This window comes from Roseovarius sp. D22-M7 (assembly GCF_037083785.1).
In the GTDB taxonomy this organism is placed as follows: Bacteria; Pseudomonadota; Alphaproteobacteria; order Rhodobacterales; family Rhodobacteraceae; genus Roseovarius.
In genome coordinates, this window is the sequence record NZ_JBAPKY010000007.1 from 75979 (window position 1) to 91699 (window position 15721).

The window sequence follows — 15721 nt, forward strand, 5'->3', positions numbered from 1 at the left end:
ACACAAGGCAAAGCCATGTCCGATCTAATCGACGATCCCGAGCCCGGTGAAAACGCGCCCGAATTCTCGGTCTCCGAGTTGTCGGGCGCGATCAAGCGGGTGATCGAGGGCGAGTTTGGCCATGTCCGCGTGCGCGGCGAGCTGGGGCGCATCGCGCGGCCGCGCTCGGGCCATATCTACCTCGATCTCAAGGATGATCGCTCGGTGCTGTCGGGCGTGATCTGGAAAGGCGTGGCCTCGCGCCTGTCGGTGCAACCCGAAGAGGGGATGGAGGTTGTCGCGACCGGCCGGCTGACGACCTTCGGCGGCCAGTCGCGCTACCAGATCGTGATCGAGGATATCAAGCCGGCGGGCGTCGGCGCGCTGATGGCGATGCTGGAAAAGCGCAAGAAGGCGCTGGAGGCCGAAGGGCTGTTCGCCGCCGACCGTAAGCGGCCATTGCCCTACCTCCCCGAGATCATCGGCGTCGTCACCTCGCCCTCTGGCGCGGTGATCCGCGACATCCTGCACCGCCTGCGCGAGCGCTTTCCGCGCAAGGTGCTGATCTGGCCGGTCGCGGTGCAGGGCGAACGCTGCGCGCCCGAAGTCGTGCGCGCGATCCACGGTTTCAACGCGATGACCCCGGGTGGCCCCCTGCCACGGCCCGACCTGATCATCGTCGCGCGCGGTGGCGGCTCGGTCGAGGATCTGTGGGGCTTCAACGACGAGGCGGTGGTGCGCGCCGCCGCCGACAGCGACATCCCGCTGATCTCGGCGGTGGGGCACGAGACCGACACGACGCTGATCGATTTCGCCTCGGACAAGCGCGCGCCGACGCCGACGGCGGCGGCCGAGCTGGCTGTGCCGGTGCGGTTGGATCTGCTGGCCTGGCTCGACAAGCAGGCAGCGCGGCTCAGCCAGGCGCAAGGCAACGCGATCGGGCTGCGCGGGCAACGCCTGCGTGATCTGGCGCGCGCGTTGCCGCGTGTCGAGACGCTGCTCGACACCCCGCGCCAGCGGTTCGATACTTGGGCCGAGCGTCTGCCGGCGGCGTTGATCCGCACGGTTCAGATGCGCCGCGTGGCGCTGTCCGAACGCGCCGGCGCGCTGCGCCCGTCACTGTTGCGCCGCGCGGTCGAGGGCGACAGGCGGCGCTTGCGCGATACCGCTGCGCGGCTGAATACCCGCGCCCTGACGCGCGAGATCGATCAGAGGAAGCGCGATCTCGACCGGCTGACCATAAGGTTCTCGGATGCCGCAAATCGGCAGGTGCAGGGCTGGCGCGAGCGGATGGAAACGCTCGACCGGCTGCGCGAGACGCTCGGTTACAAGGCGACCCTGCGGCGCGGCTACGCGGTGGTGCGCGGCGACGGTTCGCTCGTGACCACGCGCGACGCCGCCGCCATGGCCGCGATGCTCGAGATCGAGTTCGCCGACGGTATCCTCGGGGTCGGGGCTGACGCGGAGATGCCGCGCAAACCGGTCAAGCCCGCCGCCCGGCCGAAAGACCCGCCCGAGGACCAGGGCAGCCTGTTCTGAGTGGCCTGTTCGACATGGATGGATGATTTCAATATCTTGCCAGACGTTGACAGCGACTTGGCCAGGGCGAAGATGTGTTTGAAGACCCATCGCCACGGTGGCCCTTCAAGGCCGGTGGCCGTCTTGCGTCGCCTGATGATCTGTGGCGTCCAGCGCCCGGCGCATGATCAGGGGGCGGCATGTGACCACGTTGATGTGACGCTTGGATCCCTTGATCCGCTTGCCTACAGCAAGCTGCGGGGTGACCCGTTTTCAAACGATCTGTTGCTTTGGCGGTCGATCACGCCGGCTGCAGGCCGCAACGTCCGGGCCTTCGGGCGGCCGAGACCGGTTCGGGGTCGATGCCGACGGGATGTCCTTTGCCTGTGCCGCGCCCGCGCGGGTTCGGTCCCGGCCAAGTTGGATCACCGGCACGCGGACATGCGACGGCAGTGCCCGCGTGCTCACCCGTTCAGAACAGACCGCCCCCGGCGCCCGGCTCAGATCTGTTCCACCGCGACCAGCTCGCCGGTATAGAAGGCGATATGGTCCTTGATGTCGGCCACGTCGGGTAGCGGGTCCTCATAGCTCCACGCCGCGTTTTCCAGCGTCTTGCTCTTGGTGACGATGGAGTAATAGCGCGCGTCGCCCTTGAAGGGGCAATGGCTGGTGCGGTCGCCCTCGTCGAGAAAGGCCATGGCGATATCGGCGCGCGGGAAGTAGATCACTGCGGCGTTCTCGCCCTCGATCAGTTCCAGTGCGTCGCGGCTTTCGGCGATGACCGCCCCGCCGGCGCGTACCGACCAGGTGCCCGTCGCCTTGCGTATCTTTATCCTCGGCATGATCCATCCCTTTTCATCGCTTGTGGTCACTCATCTGACGCAGAACCTTAACAGACCCGTGTCAGCGTGTCTGCGTCGCCCTCTCCAGCCAGTCCCGGGCGTGAGGCGACAGCAGGGGGGTCAGCCTCTCGCGGCAGGCGGCGTGATAACGGTCGAGCCAGTCGCGCTCTGGCGCGCTCAGCATGTCGGTGTCGATCAGGCGCCGGTCGATCGGCACATAGGTCAGCGTCTCGAAGGTCAGTCGGTCGCCCTTGTCGCCGCCGGGCAGCGGCGTGGCCGCTTCGACCACGACGAGGTTCTCGATACGGATGCCGAACGCGCCCTCGCGGTAATAGCCCGGCTCGTTCGAGAGAATCATCCCCGGATCCAACGGCACGGTCGAGGTGCGCGACAGCCGCTGCGGCCCTTCATGCACACATGAATAGACCCCCACACCGTGCCCGGTGCCGTGCCCGTAATCGAGATCGGCCAGCCACAGCGGATAGCGCGCGATGGCTTCGAGATCGCGCCCCGCCAGCCCTTTCGGAAAGCGCAGCCGCGAGATCGCGATCATGCCCTGCAGAACCCGGGTAAAGGCCTCTCGTTCCGCCGCGCCGGGATCGCCCACCGGCAGGGTGCGAGTGACATCCGTCGTGCCGTCGAGATACTGCCCGCCGCTGTCGAGCACCAGCAGATCGCCATCGGTCAGCGTGCGGTTGCTGGTCTCGCTGACGCGGTAATGCGGCAAGGCCCCGTGCGGGCCGGACCCGGCGATCGTGTCGAAGCTGATGTCGCGCAACTCGCCTGTCGCGGCGCGGCACGCCTCGAGCTGTGTGACCACGTCGATCTCGGTGATCGTGCCGGGGGCCTGGTCCGCGAACCATGCCAGGAATTCGCAGACCGCCGCGCCGTCGCGCAGGTGGGCTGTGCGGGTGGCGGCGATCTCGGCCTCGGTCTTGCGTGCCTTGGGGCGGATGCAGGGATCTTCGCCCCAGTGATGCGATATGCCCGCCGCCTCGACGCGCTGCACGACCCAGAGCGGCACGCTTGCCTTGTCGAGCCGCACCGGCCCTGAAAGGCCGTCGAGCGCCGGGCCGAACGCGTCGGATGGGGCCACCGTGACCGCGTCACCCAGATGCGCGCGGGTCTCGCCGTGAAGCTTGGCGGGATCGGTGAAGAGCGCGGCGTGCCCGTCATCGTGCAGGATGGCAAAGCCCTGCGGCACCGGGTTGCGCGGGATGTCCGTGCCGCGGACATTCAGCAGCCAGGCCAGCGAATCGGCCAGCGTGATCACCGCCGCGCGCTGTTCCGCAGCGCGCAGGGTTTCAGCCAGTTGCGCGCGTTTTTGTCCATGTGTCATCCCCGCCAGGCGGTCCGGCCAGGGGGTGATCGCGCCTTGCGGCGGGGCTGGGCGCTCCGTCCAGACGCGGTCGACCAAGTTTAAGGACGGTACAAGGCGGATGGCACTTTTGTACAGATCCGCGCGCACGGTCTCGATCTGTTCTGGGGTATAGAGCCACGGGTCGAACCCCACGGTGCCGCCTGCCGGCAGATGCGCCGCGAGCCACGTGCCGAGCCGGGTTTCCGGCCAGTCGACGGGCGTGAAATGATCGCAATCGACCTGCGCCTTGACCTGCACGCGGTACCGGCTGTCGACGAAGATCCCGGCCGCCTCAACGAGCACCGCGCAGAACCCCGCAGAGCCGGTGAACCCGGTGAGCCAGGCCAGCCGCGCGTCGCATGCAGCGACGTATTCGCCCTGATGCGCATCGGCCCGCGGCACCAGGAACCCGGCCAGCCCGGCCTCTGCCATGGCCTCGCGCAACTTTGCCAGGCGCGGCGGGCCCTGCTCGGGGCGGGCGGTTTCCGAAAAGCTCTGGAACATCGGGCGGGCCTCTTGCGGTCGGACTTGTCATGCTGTGCTAGAGAAGCGCGCCAGGAATGGCAATCATCTGCTCCCCCGGGATATTCCGGGCGAGGACAAGGCCGGGGTTGATTCCGAGCCGCATGTTGGCCTCTATCCGGGGGCCGGTGGCGCATGGAGGGCAGGCAATGGCGGAAGCCGGGATAGAGACGGTCCTTGTGCTGGGGGCGACCGGCACGATCGGACGCGCGGTCGTGGCGGCGCTGCTCGAAGCGGGGCACCCGGTCGAGTGCGTCCTGCGCCCGCATCATGCGGAAGGCGGGCACGGGTTGCCCGATGCCGTGGGGGCGCGTTTCGGGTCGGTCGCGGCCGCACTTGCGGAGCGTCCGGCCAAGGCGGTGATCTGCTGCATGGCGTCGCGCACCGGGGATCCGGACGATGCCCGGGCCGTGGATCACGCCGCGACCGTCGACGCGATCTCTGCTGCGCGCGATGCGGGCGTGGGGCATTTCGTGCTGTTGTCGGCGATCTGCGTGCAGCGCCCGCATCTGGCCTTTCAGCGCGCCAAGCTGGCCGCCGAGGCCGCGCTGCAGGGGTCCGGCCTGCGCTATTCGATCGTGCGCCCGACCGCCTATTTCAAGTCGCTGTCCGGTCAGCTGGACCGGCTGCGCGCGGGCAAGCCGTTCCTTGTGTTCGGCGATGGCCGGGTGACCGCGTGCAAGCCAATCAGCGATGGTGACCTCGCGCGCTACGTGGTGGGCTGTCTGGACGATCCGGCGCGCTGGAACCGGATCCTGCCGATCGGCGGGCCCGGCCCCGAGATCACCCCGCTTCAGCAGGGCGGGCTGCTGTTTCGCGCGCTCGGGGTGACGCCGAAGTTCCGGCATGTGCCGTTGCGGCTGATAGACGGGATCGTTTCGGGGCTGGCGCTTGGCGGTCGCGTGGCGCCGGGATTGCGCGCCAAGGCCGAACTGGCGCGGATCGGGCGCTATTACGCGACGCAATCGATGCTGGTCCTGGACCCCGAGACGGGACGCTACGACGCAGAGGCGACGCCCGAGACCGGGCACGAGACGCTGGGAGATTTCTACGAACGGCTGACGCGCGGCGAGGTGGCCGCGCCGCGGGGCGATCATGCGGTGTTCTGAGGCGTCAGGTGTCCTCGGGGGTCGCCGGCACGGCGATGCGGTAGAGGTGCCATGTCGCATGGCCGAGGATCGGCAGCACGATCATCAGGCCGAGGAAGGCGGGCAGCGTGCCGACCAGCATCGCTGCCGCCACGATCAGGCCCCACGTCGCCACCGTTTGCGGATTGGCCCGCGCCACCTTGATCGAGGTCATCACCGCCACGGGGATGCCCGCGCGCCGGTCGATCAGCATCGGGAAGGAGATGAAGCTGATCACCAGCACCGCCGCCGCGAAGGCGAGCCCCGCGCCCATGCCGAGCACGATCATCGCCCAGCCCGCGCCGGTCGTGAACACGTCGCTGGCGAAGCTGGCGATCGAGGTGGGCGGCTGCGGCCCGAGCGTCAGGTTGTAGATCAGCGTCGCCGCGAACATCCAGACAAGGAACAGTGCCAGCAGCCCCAGCCCGAGGACCACGACCGGCACGATGACCCGCGCGCGCAGCACCGAGAACGCGACGCCCCAGCCGGCATGGCCGGTCGCCTCGCGGGTGCGGCTCATCTCGTAGAGGCCGGTCGCGACCACCGGCCCCAGCAGGGTGAAGCCCGCCGCCAGCGGGAACAGCATCGGCAAGCGGGCCATGTCGAAGGCCAGCAGCGACAGCGCGATGCCGATGATCGGGTAGATCGCGATCAGGAAGATCACGTCGCTGCGCAGGTAGGTGAAATCGTCGAGCCCCTTGCGCAGGGCGGTGACGATATCGTCGCGCGTCAGGCTTTGCACCGGGGGCGGCGTGGTCGCCTTGCCGCGCAGCGCGTCCGTCGCCTCGCCCACGCCGCGGCCTGCGCCGAGCGTCGCATCGGCCAGCCAGCTGAGCGGGTTGCCTATGGTCTGTGTCATCGTGATCTCCTTCTCTCGCGGTTCGGGTCACGTTGCCTTTTATCGTTCCCGAAAGGCGCGGACGGGTCAACCGCAGACTTGCGAAAGCCATAAGGTAACACGGAACCGGCCGCGACGTGTTCACAATTCGGACACGGGCAGCGTATCCCGGTTTCGGGTTGTGGTGCCCGCGGGCCCGCGCCATGCTCGCACGCATCACGGGCAGCGGCGGAAAGGCGGCGGGATGAGGTTTTCTTCGGTCACGGAACGGCTTGCCGGGCAGGGCGGGGCGAAATGGCGGGTGCATTACCGCGCCACGCAGATGGCGGCGGCGGGGCGCGACGTCATCCGTCTGACCATCGGCGAGCCGGACGTGCCGGCGCCGGACATGCTGCAGGAGGCCGCGACCGCCGCGATGCGGGCCGGGCGCACCGGATATTCCGACGGGCGCGGCGAGATCGGGCTGCGCCGGGCGCTCGCCGACCGCTATGGAAGCACACGCGGGCGGCCGTTCACGCCCGACCAGATCATGTGCTTTCCCGGCACGCAGACCGCGCTTTACGCCGTGATGGCGGCGGTGGCCGAGGCGGGCTGCGAGGTACTGGTCGGCGATCCGATGTACGCCACCTACGAGGGGGTCGTCCGTGCCACCGGGGCAGACATGGTACCGGTGCCGCTGGACCCTGCGCGCGGCTTTCGCATGGCCGCCGAAGATGTTGCCGCGCGCGTCACGCCGCGGTCGCGGGCGATCCTGCTGACCACGCCGCACAACCCCACCGGCGCGGTCCTGACCGCGGGCGATATCGCCGCCATCGGCGAGGTGGCGCGGGCGCATGACCTGTGGATCATCGCCGACGAGGTCTACGAGGAGATGGTGTTCGACGGCGTCCGCTTCTCCTCGCCACTGGCCGATGCGGATCTCGCCGAGCGCGTCGTGGCGGTGTCGTCGATCTCGAAAAGTCACGCAGCGCCGGGGTTTCGCAGCGGCTGGTGCGTGGGGCCCGAGGCGTTCACCGAGGCGCTTCTGCCATTGTCGGAGGTGATGCTGTTCGGCAACCAGCCGTTCCTTGCGGACATGACCGAGGCCGCGATCCGCGCCGGGTCGCCGGTTGCGGCGGGGATGCGGGCGCGGTTCGCGGGGCGGGCAGAACGGCTGGCGGCGCGCATCGGGGCGCGCACGCCGCTGCGCGTGCACCGGCCAGAGGCGGGGATGTTCGCGCTGATCGACGTCACGGCGACGGGCATGGACGGCGACGCCTATGCGCATGACCTGCTGGAGGCCACGGGCGTCGCGGTGATGCCCGGCGCGTCCTTCGGGGCGACGCTGACGCCGATGGTCCGAGTCGCGCTGACGGTCGGGGATGCGGCGTTCGACCGCGCCATCGACCGCATCGCGGCGCATGCCGAAACGCGATGCAACCAGCACGTGTAGCGGTGCGGAGCCACCCGGATAATCCATTCATATTAACAGGATGATACCTTGCGTGGCGGTGGCCTTCGGGGGTGCGCGCGGGGGCTGGTCCATGCATGTGTGCTTTCCGCGCCACATTTTTTTCGGGATGGAAAGGCGGCGGGGAGGTTGAATTGACAGTTCAGGCCGGTTTGGCGCATTTGGATCTCAAGCCGCGTCGACGACTGGTGCGGCGGATCAGATAAACCCGCTTACTAGGAGGGACACCCTTGAAAAAGCAACTTCTCAGCACCAGCGCGATCGCACTCGGCGTCGCAATGGCAGCACCCGCATCGGCCCAACAGTGGGACGTGGCATTCGGCGGTTTCGTGAACACTCATGTCGGCGCGTCCGATGTGGACCTGCCCTCGGGTTCCACGGCGGACCTCGACGGTGTGAACGTCTTCACCAACTCGGAAATCATCTTTCAGCCCTCCGTCACGCTCGACAATGGCCTGACCTTCGGTGTGAACGTTCAGTTGGAAGCCCTGAACGCCGGCAGCGAGCCGGACGATAACGAGATCGACGAATCCTACGCCTACATGGAAAGCGACACGCTCGGCCGGGTCGAAGCCGGTTCGCACAACTCGGCCGGTTACCTGCTGTCGAAAGGCGCGCCGACGGTCGGCTCCATGGCGATCAACTCCCCGTCGATCTCGGCCTTCGTGCCGTTTGTGAGCGGTCAGGGTTTCCGTCAGGCTGGCATCTCGTCCTACACCGAGGTTGCGGGCAACAATGACGTGCAGCGCATCAGCTACTTCACGCCGTCCTTCAACGGCCTGACCGTCGGTGTGTCCTACGCGCCCAGCAGCGCCGGCAATGCCTCGAACAACGCGCCGGTCGATTTCAACTCGACGTCCGACGTGACCGACATCTTCGACATCGGTGTCGCCTACGACCAGTCCTACGGCGGCGTGGATGTTGGCCTTTCGGCACGCTGGGGCACCGGCAACTCGAACTTTTCCGCTGTCGACGATCCGACCACATGGTCCATCGGCGCCAACCTGGGCGTGAACGCCTTCACCTTCGGCGGCTCCTACGGCGAGAACGACAACGGTGGTGCCGGCGGCGTGGGTGACAACGAAGGGTTTAGCCTTGGTGTTGCCTACGACATCGTCGGTCCGTGGTCGGTTGGGTTGGAGACCTACCAGGGTGAGCTCAAAACCGCTTTGAACAACTCGGATTACGAGACTTACAAGCTTGCCGCATCGCGCGATCTGGGCCCCGGTGTCAGCTGGGATGTCTACTACGCCTATGTCGAGACCAATAACGGTGCCGTAGCTGGCAACCCGAAGGTCGAAGGCAATGTGCTCGCAACCGCGATCAACCTGAGCTTCTGATCCTGTTCAGTTGAAAAAAGGCGGCGGGGGGTGACATCACCCTCCGCCGCTTTTATTTGTTAAAGCATCTTTCGCAGCCCAGCAAACGGACGCGCCACCCATGAAGAAAAGCATCGTCTGGATGGCGTCCTACCCCAAGTCGGGCAATACATGGGCCCGGATCTTTCTGGCCAACTACATGGCCAACATGGACCGCCCGGTGCCGATCAACAACGCGCACCGCATCGCCATGGGCGACTCGATCACCAAGATGTACGAGCGCGTCGCGGGCCATCCCATCGACGTCACCGATGTGGACGCGGTGCTGCGGCTGCGGCCCGGCGTGCTGCGCGGCATCGTCGCCAACAATGCCGACGTCAACCTCGTCAAGACGCATAACGCGCGCACCACCGCGCGGGGCGTGCCGCTGATCCCCGATCAGGTCACGCGCTCGGCCGTGTACATGCTGCGCAACCCGCTGGACATGGTGCTTTCGTATGCGCGCCATTACGGCATGACGCCGGACGAGGCCGTGCATGTCGTCAGCCACCCCGACAATGCCAACCCGCCAGACGACCAGACCGTGACGCAGTTCATGGGATCGTGGTCCGAGCATGTACGAAGCTGGACCGCCAAGGCGCCCTATCCCATCCTCGTGCTGCGCTACGAGGACATGCTGTCCGATCCGCGCCGCAGTTTCGCGCAACTTCTGGCGCATCTGGGCATGCCGGTGGACCCTGCGCGGCTGGATCGCGCGATCCGCTTTTCCAGCTTCGACGAGCTGTCGCAGCAGGAAAAGGCCGAAGGTTTCATCGAGAAATCGCCCGAAAGCGAGCGGTTCTTCGCGCGAGGCGAAAGCGACCAGTGGAAAACCGACCTGCCGCCGCGTCTGGTCAAGAAGATGAAGCACGCGCACCGCAAGGTCATGAAGCACTACGGGTACCTGGAATGACCGACCTGCGCCGCATCATCTGGCTGGCCTCGTATCCGAAATCGGGCAACACGTGGATGCGGACGCTGCTGGCGCATTACTTCATGCCCAAAGGGCAGGCGCCCGACATCAACAACCTGCGCCAGTTCACCACCGGCGACATACGGCAGGATTTCTTCGACCGCGCGGCAGGGCGTCCGTTCCGGGCCGAGACCTACGAGGAATGGATGGCGGTGCGCCCGACCGCGCTGCGCCTGATCGCGGCCTCGAAGCCCAGCCATCATTTCGTCAAGACGCATTGTCAGCCGATCCGCATGTTCGGGAAGGACGTGATCCCCGCCGAGGTGACCGCCGCGGCGATCTACATCCTGCGCAACCCGTTCGACCTGGCGCCCTCTTTTTCCCGTCACCAGGATTGTGATCTCGACACCGCGATCACCCGGATGATGTTTCCCGACATGAGCACCGGCTCTGCGACGGGGATCTTCGAGACGCTGGGTCGGTGGGACGATCACGTGAAGACCTGGACCACCGCGCCGGGCCTGCCGCGCCACACCGTCCGCTACGAGGATCTGCTGGCGGATGCGCCCGGCGTGATGACCGCGCTGCTGGAAAAGTTTTTGCGCGTGAAGGTGGACAAGTCCAAGCTGGACTACGCCATCGGCGAGACCAGTTTCGACGCGCTGAAACGGCAGGAAAGCGAGAAGGGCTTTACCGAGCGCCCGCCGCACATGCAGGCCTTTTTCGCCAAGGGGCAGGCGGGTGTCTGGCGCGAGGATCTGACGCCGGCGCAGGTGGGCCGGCTGCGCGAGGGGTTCCTGCCGGTACTGGAAAAATGGTACCCGGAAATGCTCGACGAGACCGCCGAATTCGCCGGCACCGCCTGAGCCGCCCGGTTGGCATTCGGGCGCGGCTTGCCTACGTGGGATGTGCACAACACGGGAGAGTTCCGATGATCCGACACGCCGTTCTCATCACCCTTGGCATGACGGTCGCAGGCTGCGTCGCCGCGCCCGGGCCGCAGATCGTCGCGCGACTGGGGGCCGATCCGGCGCTGTCGGGGGGCAGCTACAGCAGCGGTGGCGGCCTGACCGTGGCCGCCGATCTGCGCGAGCGGCAGGGCCGCACGCTGGTCTGCGGGGTCTGGGCGCAAAGTGAACAGCAATCCATCCTGTCCAAGGGCAAGGCGCGCGGGGTGGTCGATACGGGGTCCATCGCGGTTGGCGGGCAGACGCTCGTGCGGGGCCTGGGGTTCATGCCCGAAGTGCAGCCGATGGCCGATTACGCCGGGCAGGAGGCGGGCTGCACGCTGACAGACCGCCCGTGGCAGCCCGGCGATGCGAGCGCCGCGCCCGAGATCCGGCTTCCGCGGCAGGTGGTTCATGTCGAGGCCGACGAGCAGGGCAGCTTTGCCGTGACCTTCAAGCAGACCGGTCCCGGCGCGGGCGGGATGTGATCGCGCCGGGCGTCGGCGTCAGGCCAGCCCGGTGATAAGCTGGCGCAGGCCGAGCGCGGCGCCCGCGAAGATCGCCGCGAAGACCACCGGCGCGCCGAGCGACAGCACCGAGAACGCCGAGATGCCCTGTCCCACCGTGCAGCCGAAGGCAAGCACCGCGCCGAACCCCATGCAGACCGCCCCGAGGATCTGGCGTTTGAGTTCGCGCGGGTCTTCGCACGCCTCCCAGCGGAAGTGCCCCTTGAGGACGCTGCCGATGAAGGCGCCGACGATCACCCCGAAGACCGAGGCCACGCCGAACCCGAAGCCGCCGCCGCTCGCGGTCATCAGGAAGAGGATCGTCTCGCCCAATGGCGCCGAGAAGGTGTGGCTTTGCACCGGTTGTACCATGAAGCCATGCGTGGCCACCCAGGACGTGCCGATCCAGCCCGAGGCGATCGCAACCCCGACGAGCGTGCCCCAGATCAGCGCGCGTCGGTCGGCCAAGAAGCCGCGTGCGCCAAGCGCCAGGCATGCCAGCCCGAACGACAGGATCAGCCCCGCCGCGATGGTCGGTACGCCGGTCAGGCGCTCGATCACCTGCGCGTAGCCTTGCGCGTCGAGCGCCGGTGTCGTCGCCTCGGTCACCGCCAGTCGAAGCCGCGCCAGAGGGCCGGACATCATCACATAGGCCGCGATCCCCATCACCAGCACGATCACGAAGGACCGCAGGTCGCCGCCGCCCAGCCGGGCGAGCGCGCCGAAGCCGCAGGTGCCCGCAAGCGACATGCCGTAGCCGAATATCAGGCCGCCGAGGATCGAGGCGAAGGGCGACCACGGCGTGATCCAGTAGACGTTGCGGGCGATGTCGAAACCGCCGAAGGCCGCTGCGGCGAAGGCCAGCAGACCCGCGACCCCGATCGCCAGCCCCCACATGCGCAAGCGGGTGTCGCTGTTCTGGTAGAGGTAATCCTCGATCGCGCCGAGGGTGCAGAATCGCCCCATCCGCGCCGCGAGGCCCAGAACGACACCGCCGCCAAGGCCGATCAGGCCGATCAGCAGCGGTTCTGACAATCCGGCAAACATGTCTCCTCCCCCTCGATGCTGGCGCGGCCCCGCGTTTGGTCCATCGGGGCGGCTGGCAAGGAACGCATCGACGGTGGATATCATCCGGGCCGAGAGGGGCGCTGTCAAATGCTATTCTGCCGGCGTGCCGTCCGGCGGCGCGGTCGCCTCGGGATGGGCGTCGAGGAGTTGACCGAGGACGAACCAGAAGAACTCGTCGCCGGCATAGCCTTCCAGGCGGCCGAGTTCGCGGCCCTCGTTCACCAGAACGAAGGTCGGCGTGAAGATCGGCGGCGAGGCGAAGTCGATATCGTCGGGCAGGTCGCCGATCATCACGCGGCGCAGGGGGGCGCGCGCGCCCTCGTCGGTCTTGGGGTAGATCGGCGCGATCTCGGCGTTCCACTGGGCGCACCAGTGACACCCCCGCTGTTCGACCATCACAAGCTCGGCCGCGCGCAGGGGCCCGGCGAGACCCAGGCCGAGCAGGATGGCGAGCGATAATGCTATGAGACGGGGCATGTCGGGTTCCAATTGACGAAGCAGATCAAATATTAGACAGTTTGAATATGTTTTTCAAGCAACCCGTCTGAGGCCCGAAAATGTTCGACGTCTCCCTTCTGAGTGCCTTCATCGGAGGGCTGGTCGTGTTCTTTTCGCCCTGCATCCTGCCGATCGTGCCGTTCTACCTCAGCTACATGGCCGGCGCCTCGATGTCGGAAATCAGCGTCGAGGGACGCCTGGCGCCCGGGGTGCGGGGCCGGGCCTTTGCGGCGTCGGTGATGTTCTCGGCGGGGATTGTCACGGTCTTCGTCCTGCTGGGCGCCGCCGCGTTTGGGCTGAGCCAGGCGTTCCGCAGCTATCAGTTCGAATTCCGGCTGGTTGCGGCCAGCATCGTGCTGATCCTCGGGCTACATTTCCTCGGCGCGTTGCGCATCGGGTTCCTGAACCGCGTCTTCCAGATGGAGGCGGGCGAGACGAAGAACATGTCCGTGTTGGGGGCCTACGTGGTGGGTTTTGCCTTCGCCGCCGGGTGGACGCCCTGCGTGGGGGGCGTGCTGACGGCGGTGGTGTTCACCGCGAGCACCGAAGCGACCGCGATGGAAGGCTTGGGCCTGCTGCTGGTCTTCGGGCTGGCGATGACGACGCCGTTCATGCTGGCGGCGCTGTTCATCGGGCCGTTCCTGCGATTCGCCGCGCGGTTCCGCCGGCATCTGCCGAAGGTGGAAAAGGCCATGGGGCTGCTGCTGCTTGTCTTCGCGGCGCTGATCGCCACCGACAGCATCACCTATATCGCCGAATGGATGCTAGAGATGTTCCCGGTCTTCCAGACCATCTGACCCATAGGAGGAGATCATGATACGACCCCTTGCCCTTCTGGCCGCCATGCTGATGGCGCTGCCGCTCTTCGCCGCAGAGATCGGCGGTGACGGGCTGCACAAGACCGACTGGATGCGCGACACGTTCAAGGATCTGCGCGAGGACCTTGCCGAGGCCAATGCCGAGGACAAGCGCCTGATGCTGATGGTCGAGCAGCGCGGCTGCATCTATTGCACGCGGATGCACGAGAAAGTCTTTCCGCGCCCCGAGATCGGTTCGTACATCCGCGAGAATTTCTTCGTGGTGCAGATCAACCTGCACGGCGATACCGAGGTCACCGATCTCGACGGCGAGGTCCTGAGCGAGAAGGCGGCGGCGCGCAAATGGGGGCTGCTGTTCACGCCATCGATTCTTTTCCTGCCCGAGGACGTGCCCGAAGGCCAGAGCGCCGAGGAGGCCGCGGTCGCGGTGATGCCCGGCGCGTTCGAGGCGGCGACGACGCTCGATCTGCTGACCTGGGTCAACGAAAAGCGCTACGCGCTTGATACCGATGAGGATTTCCAGAGGTATCATGCCCGGCGGATCCGGGAGCGCGCCTCAGAAAGCACCGAGTGAGCGCGGTCTCCGCAAGGAGGAAAATTCAGGGATTGGAATTTGATGTTGTGTGCACACGTGATTGTGTTCTACGATATATAAAATAGTGAATGTGTTAGGGAGGACGCATGAAACGCACAATCATGATGCTGTCGCTGGTCGGCGCCGCGACGGGCGCCACAGCGGCGGAAGTCGCGCCGAAAAAGGTGGCCTTCGACGGTGGCGCGGTCGAGCAGTCGCTTACCGGACAGCCCGGCGATCCGGCGCGCGGGCGCGAGGTCGTGGGGGACAAGTCGCTTGGCAATTGCGTCGCCTGTCACGCCATCTCGGATCTCAGCGACGTGCCATGGCACGGCGAGATCGGTCCGCCGCTCGACGGCGCCGGCGAGCGCTGGAGCGAGGCGGAACTGCGCGGCATGGTCGTCAACGCCAAGATGATGTTTCCCGGCACGATGATGCCTGCCTTCTACAAGGTGGACGGCTTCACCCGCCCCGGCGACGCCTATACCGGCGAAGCCGCCCCCGAGGATCTGGATCCGATCCTCACCGCGCAGCAGATCGAGGATGTGGTGGCCTACCTGTCCACCCTGGAATACTGACCGCCGCCACCCCGTAGCGGGGACGGCTTCGAAGAGGAGACGCAGAAGATGACACTGACACGACGCAACGTGATGGTCATGGGGGCCGGTGCCTTCGTGGCCTTCGGCCTGCCGATGTCGGCCAGCGCGGCCGCCGAGGACGCGATCGCCGAATTCACCGGCGGCGCGGACATGGGCAGCGAGGGGGTCACCCTGACCGCCCCCGAAATCGCCGAGAACGGCAATACCGTGCCGATCGAGATCGACGCGCCGGGTGCCGAAGCGGTCATGATCCTCGCCATGGGCAACCCGACGCCGGGTGTCGCCGAATTCAAGTTCGGCCCGCTCGCGGCCTCGCAAAGCGCCTCGACCCGGATCCGGCTTGCCGGCACGCAGGACGTGGTGGCCGTGGCCCGCATGAAGGACGGCTCTTTCGCCAAGGCGTCGAGCAACGTCAAGGTGACCATCGGCGGCTGCGGCGGCTGATCCATTTCAAGGAGATCAAGACAATGGCAGAGAATGTAAGACCCCGCGTGAAGGCGCCCCGCAAGGCCTCGGCAGGCGAAGAGGTCACGATCAAGACGCTGATCAGCCACCCGATGGAGTCCGGTCAGCGCAAGGATGCCGACGGCAACACGATCCCGCGCTCGATCATCCACCGCTTCACATGCGAGTTCAACGGCGAGATGGTGGTCGATGTGGCGATGGAGCCGGCGATCTCGACCAACCCCTATTTCGAGTTCGAGGCGGTGGTGCCCGAGGCCGGCGATTTCAAGTTCACCTGGTACGACGATGACGGCTCTGTCTACGAAGAGACCAGCTCGGTCGCACTGGCCTGAGGCCATA

The 15721-nt window shown here is 66.8% G+C and carries 17 protein-coding genes; 12 read left to right on the forward strand and 5 right to left on the reverse strand.

Features of this window, described 5'->3' with window-relative positions:
* Window positions 1-15: 15 nt before the first annotated feature.
* Window positions 16-1518 (forward strand): exodeoxyribonuclease VII large subunit, encoded by a 1503-nt coding sequence (gene xseA, locus V8324_RS05110; protein ID WP_336418841.1) that lies wholly within the window; start codon window positions 16-18, stop codon window positions 1516-1518.
* Window positions 1519-1997: 479 nt separating this feature from the next.
* Here the strand turns inward: xseA and V8324_RS05115 are convergent, their stop codons facing one another.
* Entirely contained in the window at window positions 1998-2339 is a 342-nt protein-coding gene (locus V8324_RS05115) for a DUF427 domain-containing protein (RefSeq protein ID WP_336418842.1), read from the reverse strand.
* A gap of 61 nt (window positions 2340-2400) precedes the next feature.
* Window positions 2401-4203 (reverse strand): aminopeptidase P family protein, encoded by a 1803-nt coding sequence (locus V8324_RS05120; protein WP_336418843.1) that lies wholly within the window; start codon window positions 4201-4203, stop codon window positions 2401-2403.
* Window positions 4204-4370: 167 nt separating this feature from the next.
* Here V8324_RS05120 and V8324_RS05125 point away from each other — a divergent pair, with 167 nt between their 5' ends.
* Window positions 4371-5330: an NAD(P)H-binding protein gene (locus V8324_RS05125; protein ID WP_336418844.1), complete on the forward strand. Its 960-nt coding sequence runs from the start codon at window positions 4371-4373 to the stop codon at window positions 5328-5330.
* 4 nt (window positions 5331-5334) lie between these two features.
* On the opposite strand, the gene V8324_RS05130 is transcribed toward V8324_RS05125, so the two are convergent.
* Window positions 5335-6207 carry a DUF2189 domain-containing protein gene (locus V8324_RS05130; RefSeq protein WP_336418845.1) on the reverse strand — a complete coding sequence of 291 codons (873 nt, stop codon included), beginning with the start codon at window positions 6205-6207 and terminating at the stop codon, window positions 5335-5337.
* Between the two features lie 223 nt (window positions 6208-6430).
* Between V8324_RS05130 and V8324_RS05135 the strand changes: the two genes are divergently transcribed.
* The 5 genes from V8324_RS05135 to V8324_RS05155 all read left to right on the forward strand — a co-directional run bounded on the left by V8324_RS05135 (window position 6431) and on the right by V8324_RS05155 (window position 11342).
* Window positions 6431-7618: a pyridoxal phosphate-dependent aminotransferase gene (locus V8324_RS05135; RefSeq protein WP_336418846.1), complete on the forward strand. Its 1188-nt coding sequence runs from the start codon at window positions 6431-6433 to the stop codon at window positions 7616-7618.
* Window positions 7619-7866: 248 nt separating this feature from the next.
* A complete protein-coding gene (locus tag V8324_RS05140) occupies window positions 7867-8976 on the forward strand; it encodes a porin (RefSeq protein WP_336418847.1) in 1110 nt (369 codons plus the stop codon).
* Between the two features lie 100 nt (window positions 8977-9076).
* A complete protein-coding gene (locus V8324_RS05145) occupies window positions 9077-9907 on the forward strand; it encodes a sulfotransferase domain-containing protein (protein WP_336418848.1) in 831 nt (276 codons plus the stop codon).
* Window positions 9904-10773 (forward strand): sulfotransferase domain-containing protein, encoded by an 870-nt coding sequence (locus tag V8324_RS05150; protein ID WP_336418849.1) that lies wholly within the window; start codon window positions 9904-9906, stop codon window positions 10771-10773. The genes V8324_RS05145 and V8324_RS05150 overlap by 4 nt, the downstream gene beginning before the upstream one ends.
* Window positions 10774-10838: 65 nt before the next feature.
* A complete protein-coding gene (locus V8324_RS05155; protein WP_336418850.1) occupies window positions 10839-11342 on the forward strand; it encodes a hypothetical protein in 504 nt (167 codons plus the stop codon).
* Window positions 11343-11360: 18 nt separating this feature from the next.
* Here V8324_RS05155 and V8324_RS05160 read toward each other — a convergent pair whose 3' ends face one another.
* Both V8324_RS05160 and V8324_RS05165 read right to left on the reverse strand, forming a co-directional pair.
* Window positions 11361-12407 carry a YeeE/YedE family protein gene (locus V8324_RS05160; RefSeq protein ID WP_336418851.1) on the reverse strand — a complete coding sequence of 349 codons (1047 nt, stop codon included), beginning with the start codon at window positions 12405-12407 and terminating at the stop codon, window positions 11361-11363.
* 111 nt (window positions 12408-12518) lie between these two features.
* Window positions 12519-12905 carry a hypothetical protein gene (locus tag V8324_RS05165; protein ID WP_336418852.1) on the reverse strand — a complete coding sequence of 129 codons (387 nt, stop codon included), beginning with the start codon at window positions 12903-12905 and terminating at the stop codon, window positions 12519-12521.
* An 80-nt stretch (window positions 12906-12985) separates the two neighbouring features.
* On the opposite strand from V8324_RS05165, the gene V8324_RS05170 reads away from it, so the two are divergent.
* The 5 genes from V8324_RS05170 (at window position 12986) to soxZ (ending at window position 15714) form a co-directional block, all read left to right on the forward strand.
* Complete coding sequence (locus V8324_RS05170; protein ID WP_336418853.1) at window positions 12986-13723, forward strand: cytochrome c biogenesis CcdA family protein; 738 nt, start codon at window positions 12986-12988, stop codon at window positions 13721-13723.
* Window positions 13724-13739: 16 nt separating this feature from the next.
* Window positions 13740-14318, forward strand: coding sequence for a thioredoxin family protein (locus V8324_RS05175; protein WP_336418854.1), 579 nt, complete (start codon window positions 13740-13742; stop codon window positions 14316-14318).
* Between the two features lie 107 nt (window positions 14319-14425).
* The gene (gene soxX / locus V8324_RS05180; RefSeq protein ID WP_336418855.1) at window positions 14426-14896 is read left to right on the forward strand and encodes a sulfur oxidation c-type cytochrome SoxX; all 471 of its coding nucleotides are present in this window, start codon (window positions 14426-14428) and stop codon (window positions 14894-14896) included.
* A 48-nt stretch (window positions 14897-14944) separates the two neighbouring features.
* Window positions 14945-15361, forward strand: a complete 417-nt coding sequence (soxY, locus tag V8324_RS05185) for a thiosulfate oxidation carrier protein SoxY (RefSeq protein ID WP_336418856.1) — start codon at window positions 14945-14947, stop codon at window positions 15359-15361.
* 23 nt (window positions 15362-15384) lie between these two features.
* Complete coding sequence (soxZ, locus tag V8324_RS05190) at window positions 15385-15714, forward strand: thiosulfate oxidation carrier complex protein SoxZ (protein WP_336418857.1); 330 nt, start codon at window positions 15385-15387, stop codon at window positions 15712-15714.
* The last annotated feature ends 7 nt before the right edge of the window (window positions 15715-15721 follow it).

What these genes read in the sequence shown, in the direction of transcription:
- V8324_RS05135 (WP_336418846.1), top strand. Translation starts at nt 6,431, where the DNA reads ATGAGGTTTTCTTCGGTCACGGAACGGCTTGCCGGGCAGGGCGGGGCG.
- V8324_RS05175 (WP_336418854.1), top strand. Translation starts at nt 13,740, where the DNA reads ATGATACGACCCCTTGCCCTTCTGGCCGCCATGCTGATGGCGCTGCCG.
- V8324_RS05165 (WP_336418852.1), bottom strand. Translation starts at nt 12,905, where the DNA reads ATGCCCCGTCTCATAGCATTATCGCTCGCCATCCTGCTCGGCCTGGGT.
- xseA (WP_336418841.1), top strand. Translation starts at nt 16, where the DNA reads ATGTCCGATCTAATCGACGATCCCGAGCCCGGTGAAAACGCGCCCGAA.
- soxX (WP_336418855.1), top strand. Translation starts at nt 14,426, where the DNA reads ATGAAACGCACAATCATGATGCTGTCGCTGGTCGGCGCCGCGACGGGC.
- V8324_RS05120 (WP_336418843.1), bottom strand. Translation starts at nt 4,203, where the DNA reads ATGTTCCAGAGCTTTTCGGAAACCGCCCGCCCCGAGCAGGGCCCGCCG.
- soxY (WP_336418856.1), top strand. Translation starts at nt 14,945, where the DNA reads ATGACACTGACACGACGCAACGTGATGGTCATGGGGGCCGGTGCCTTC.
- V8324_RS05115 (WP_336418842.1), bottom strand. Translation starts at nt 2,339, where the DNA reads ATGCCGAGGATAAAGATACGCAAGGCGACGGGCACCTGGTCGGTACGC.
- V8324_RS05155 (WP_336418850.1), top strand. Translation starts at nt 10,839, where the DNA reads ATGATCCGACACGCCGTTCTCATCACCCTTGGCATGACGGTCGCAGGC.
- V8324_RS05145 (WP_336418848.1), top strand. Translation starts at nt 9,077, where the DNA reads ATGAAGAAAAGCATCGTCTGGATGGCGTCCTACCCCAAGTCGGGCAAT.
- soxZ (WP_336418857.1), top strand. Translation starts at nt 15,385, where the DNA reads ATGGCAGAGAATGTAAGACCCCGCGTGAAGGCGCCCCGCAAGGCCTCG.
- V8324_RS05150 (WP_336418849.1), top strand. Translation starts at nt 9,904, where the DNA reads ATGACCGACCTGCGCCGCATCATCTGGCTGGCCTCGTATCCGAAATCG.
- V8324_RS05170 (WP_336418853.1), top strand. Translation starts at nt 12,986, where the DNA reads ATGTTCGACGTCTCCCTTCTGAGTGCCTTCATCGGAGGGCTGGTCGTG.
- V8324_RS05160 (WP_336418851.1), bottom strand. Translation starts at nt 12,407, where the DNA reads ATGTTTGCCGGATTGTCAGAACCGCTGCTGATCGGCCTGATCGGCCTT.
- V8324_RS05125 (WP_336418844.1), top strand. Translation starts at nt 4,371, where the DNA reads ATGGCGGAAGCCGGGATAGAGACGGTCCTTGTGCTGGGGGCGACCGGC.
- V8324_RS05130 (WP_336418845.1), bottom strand. Translation starts at nt 6,207, where the DNA reads ATGACACAGACCATAGGCAACCCGCTCAGCTGGCTGGCCGATGCGACG.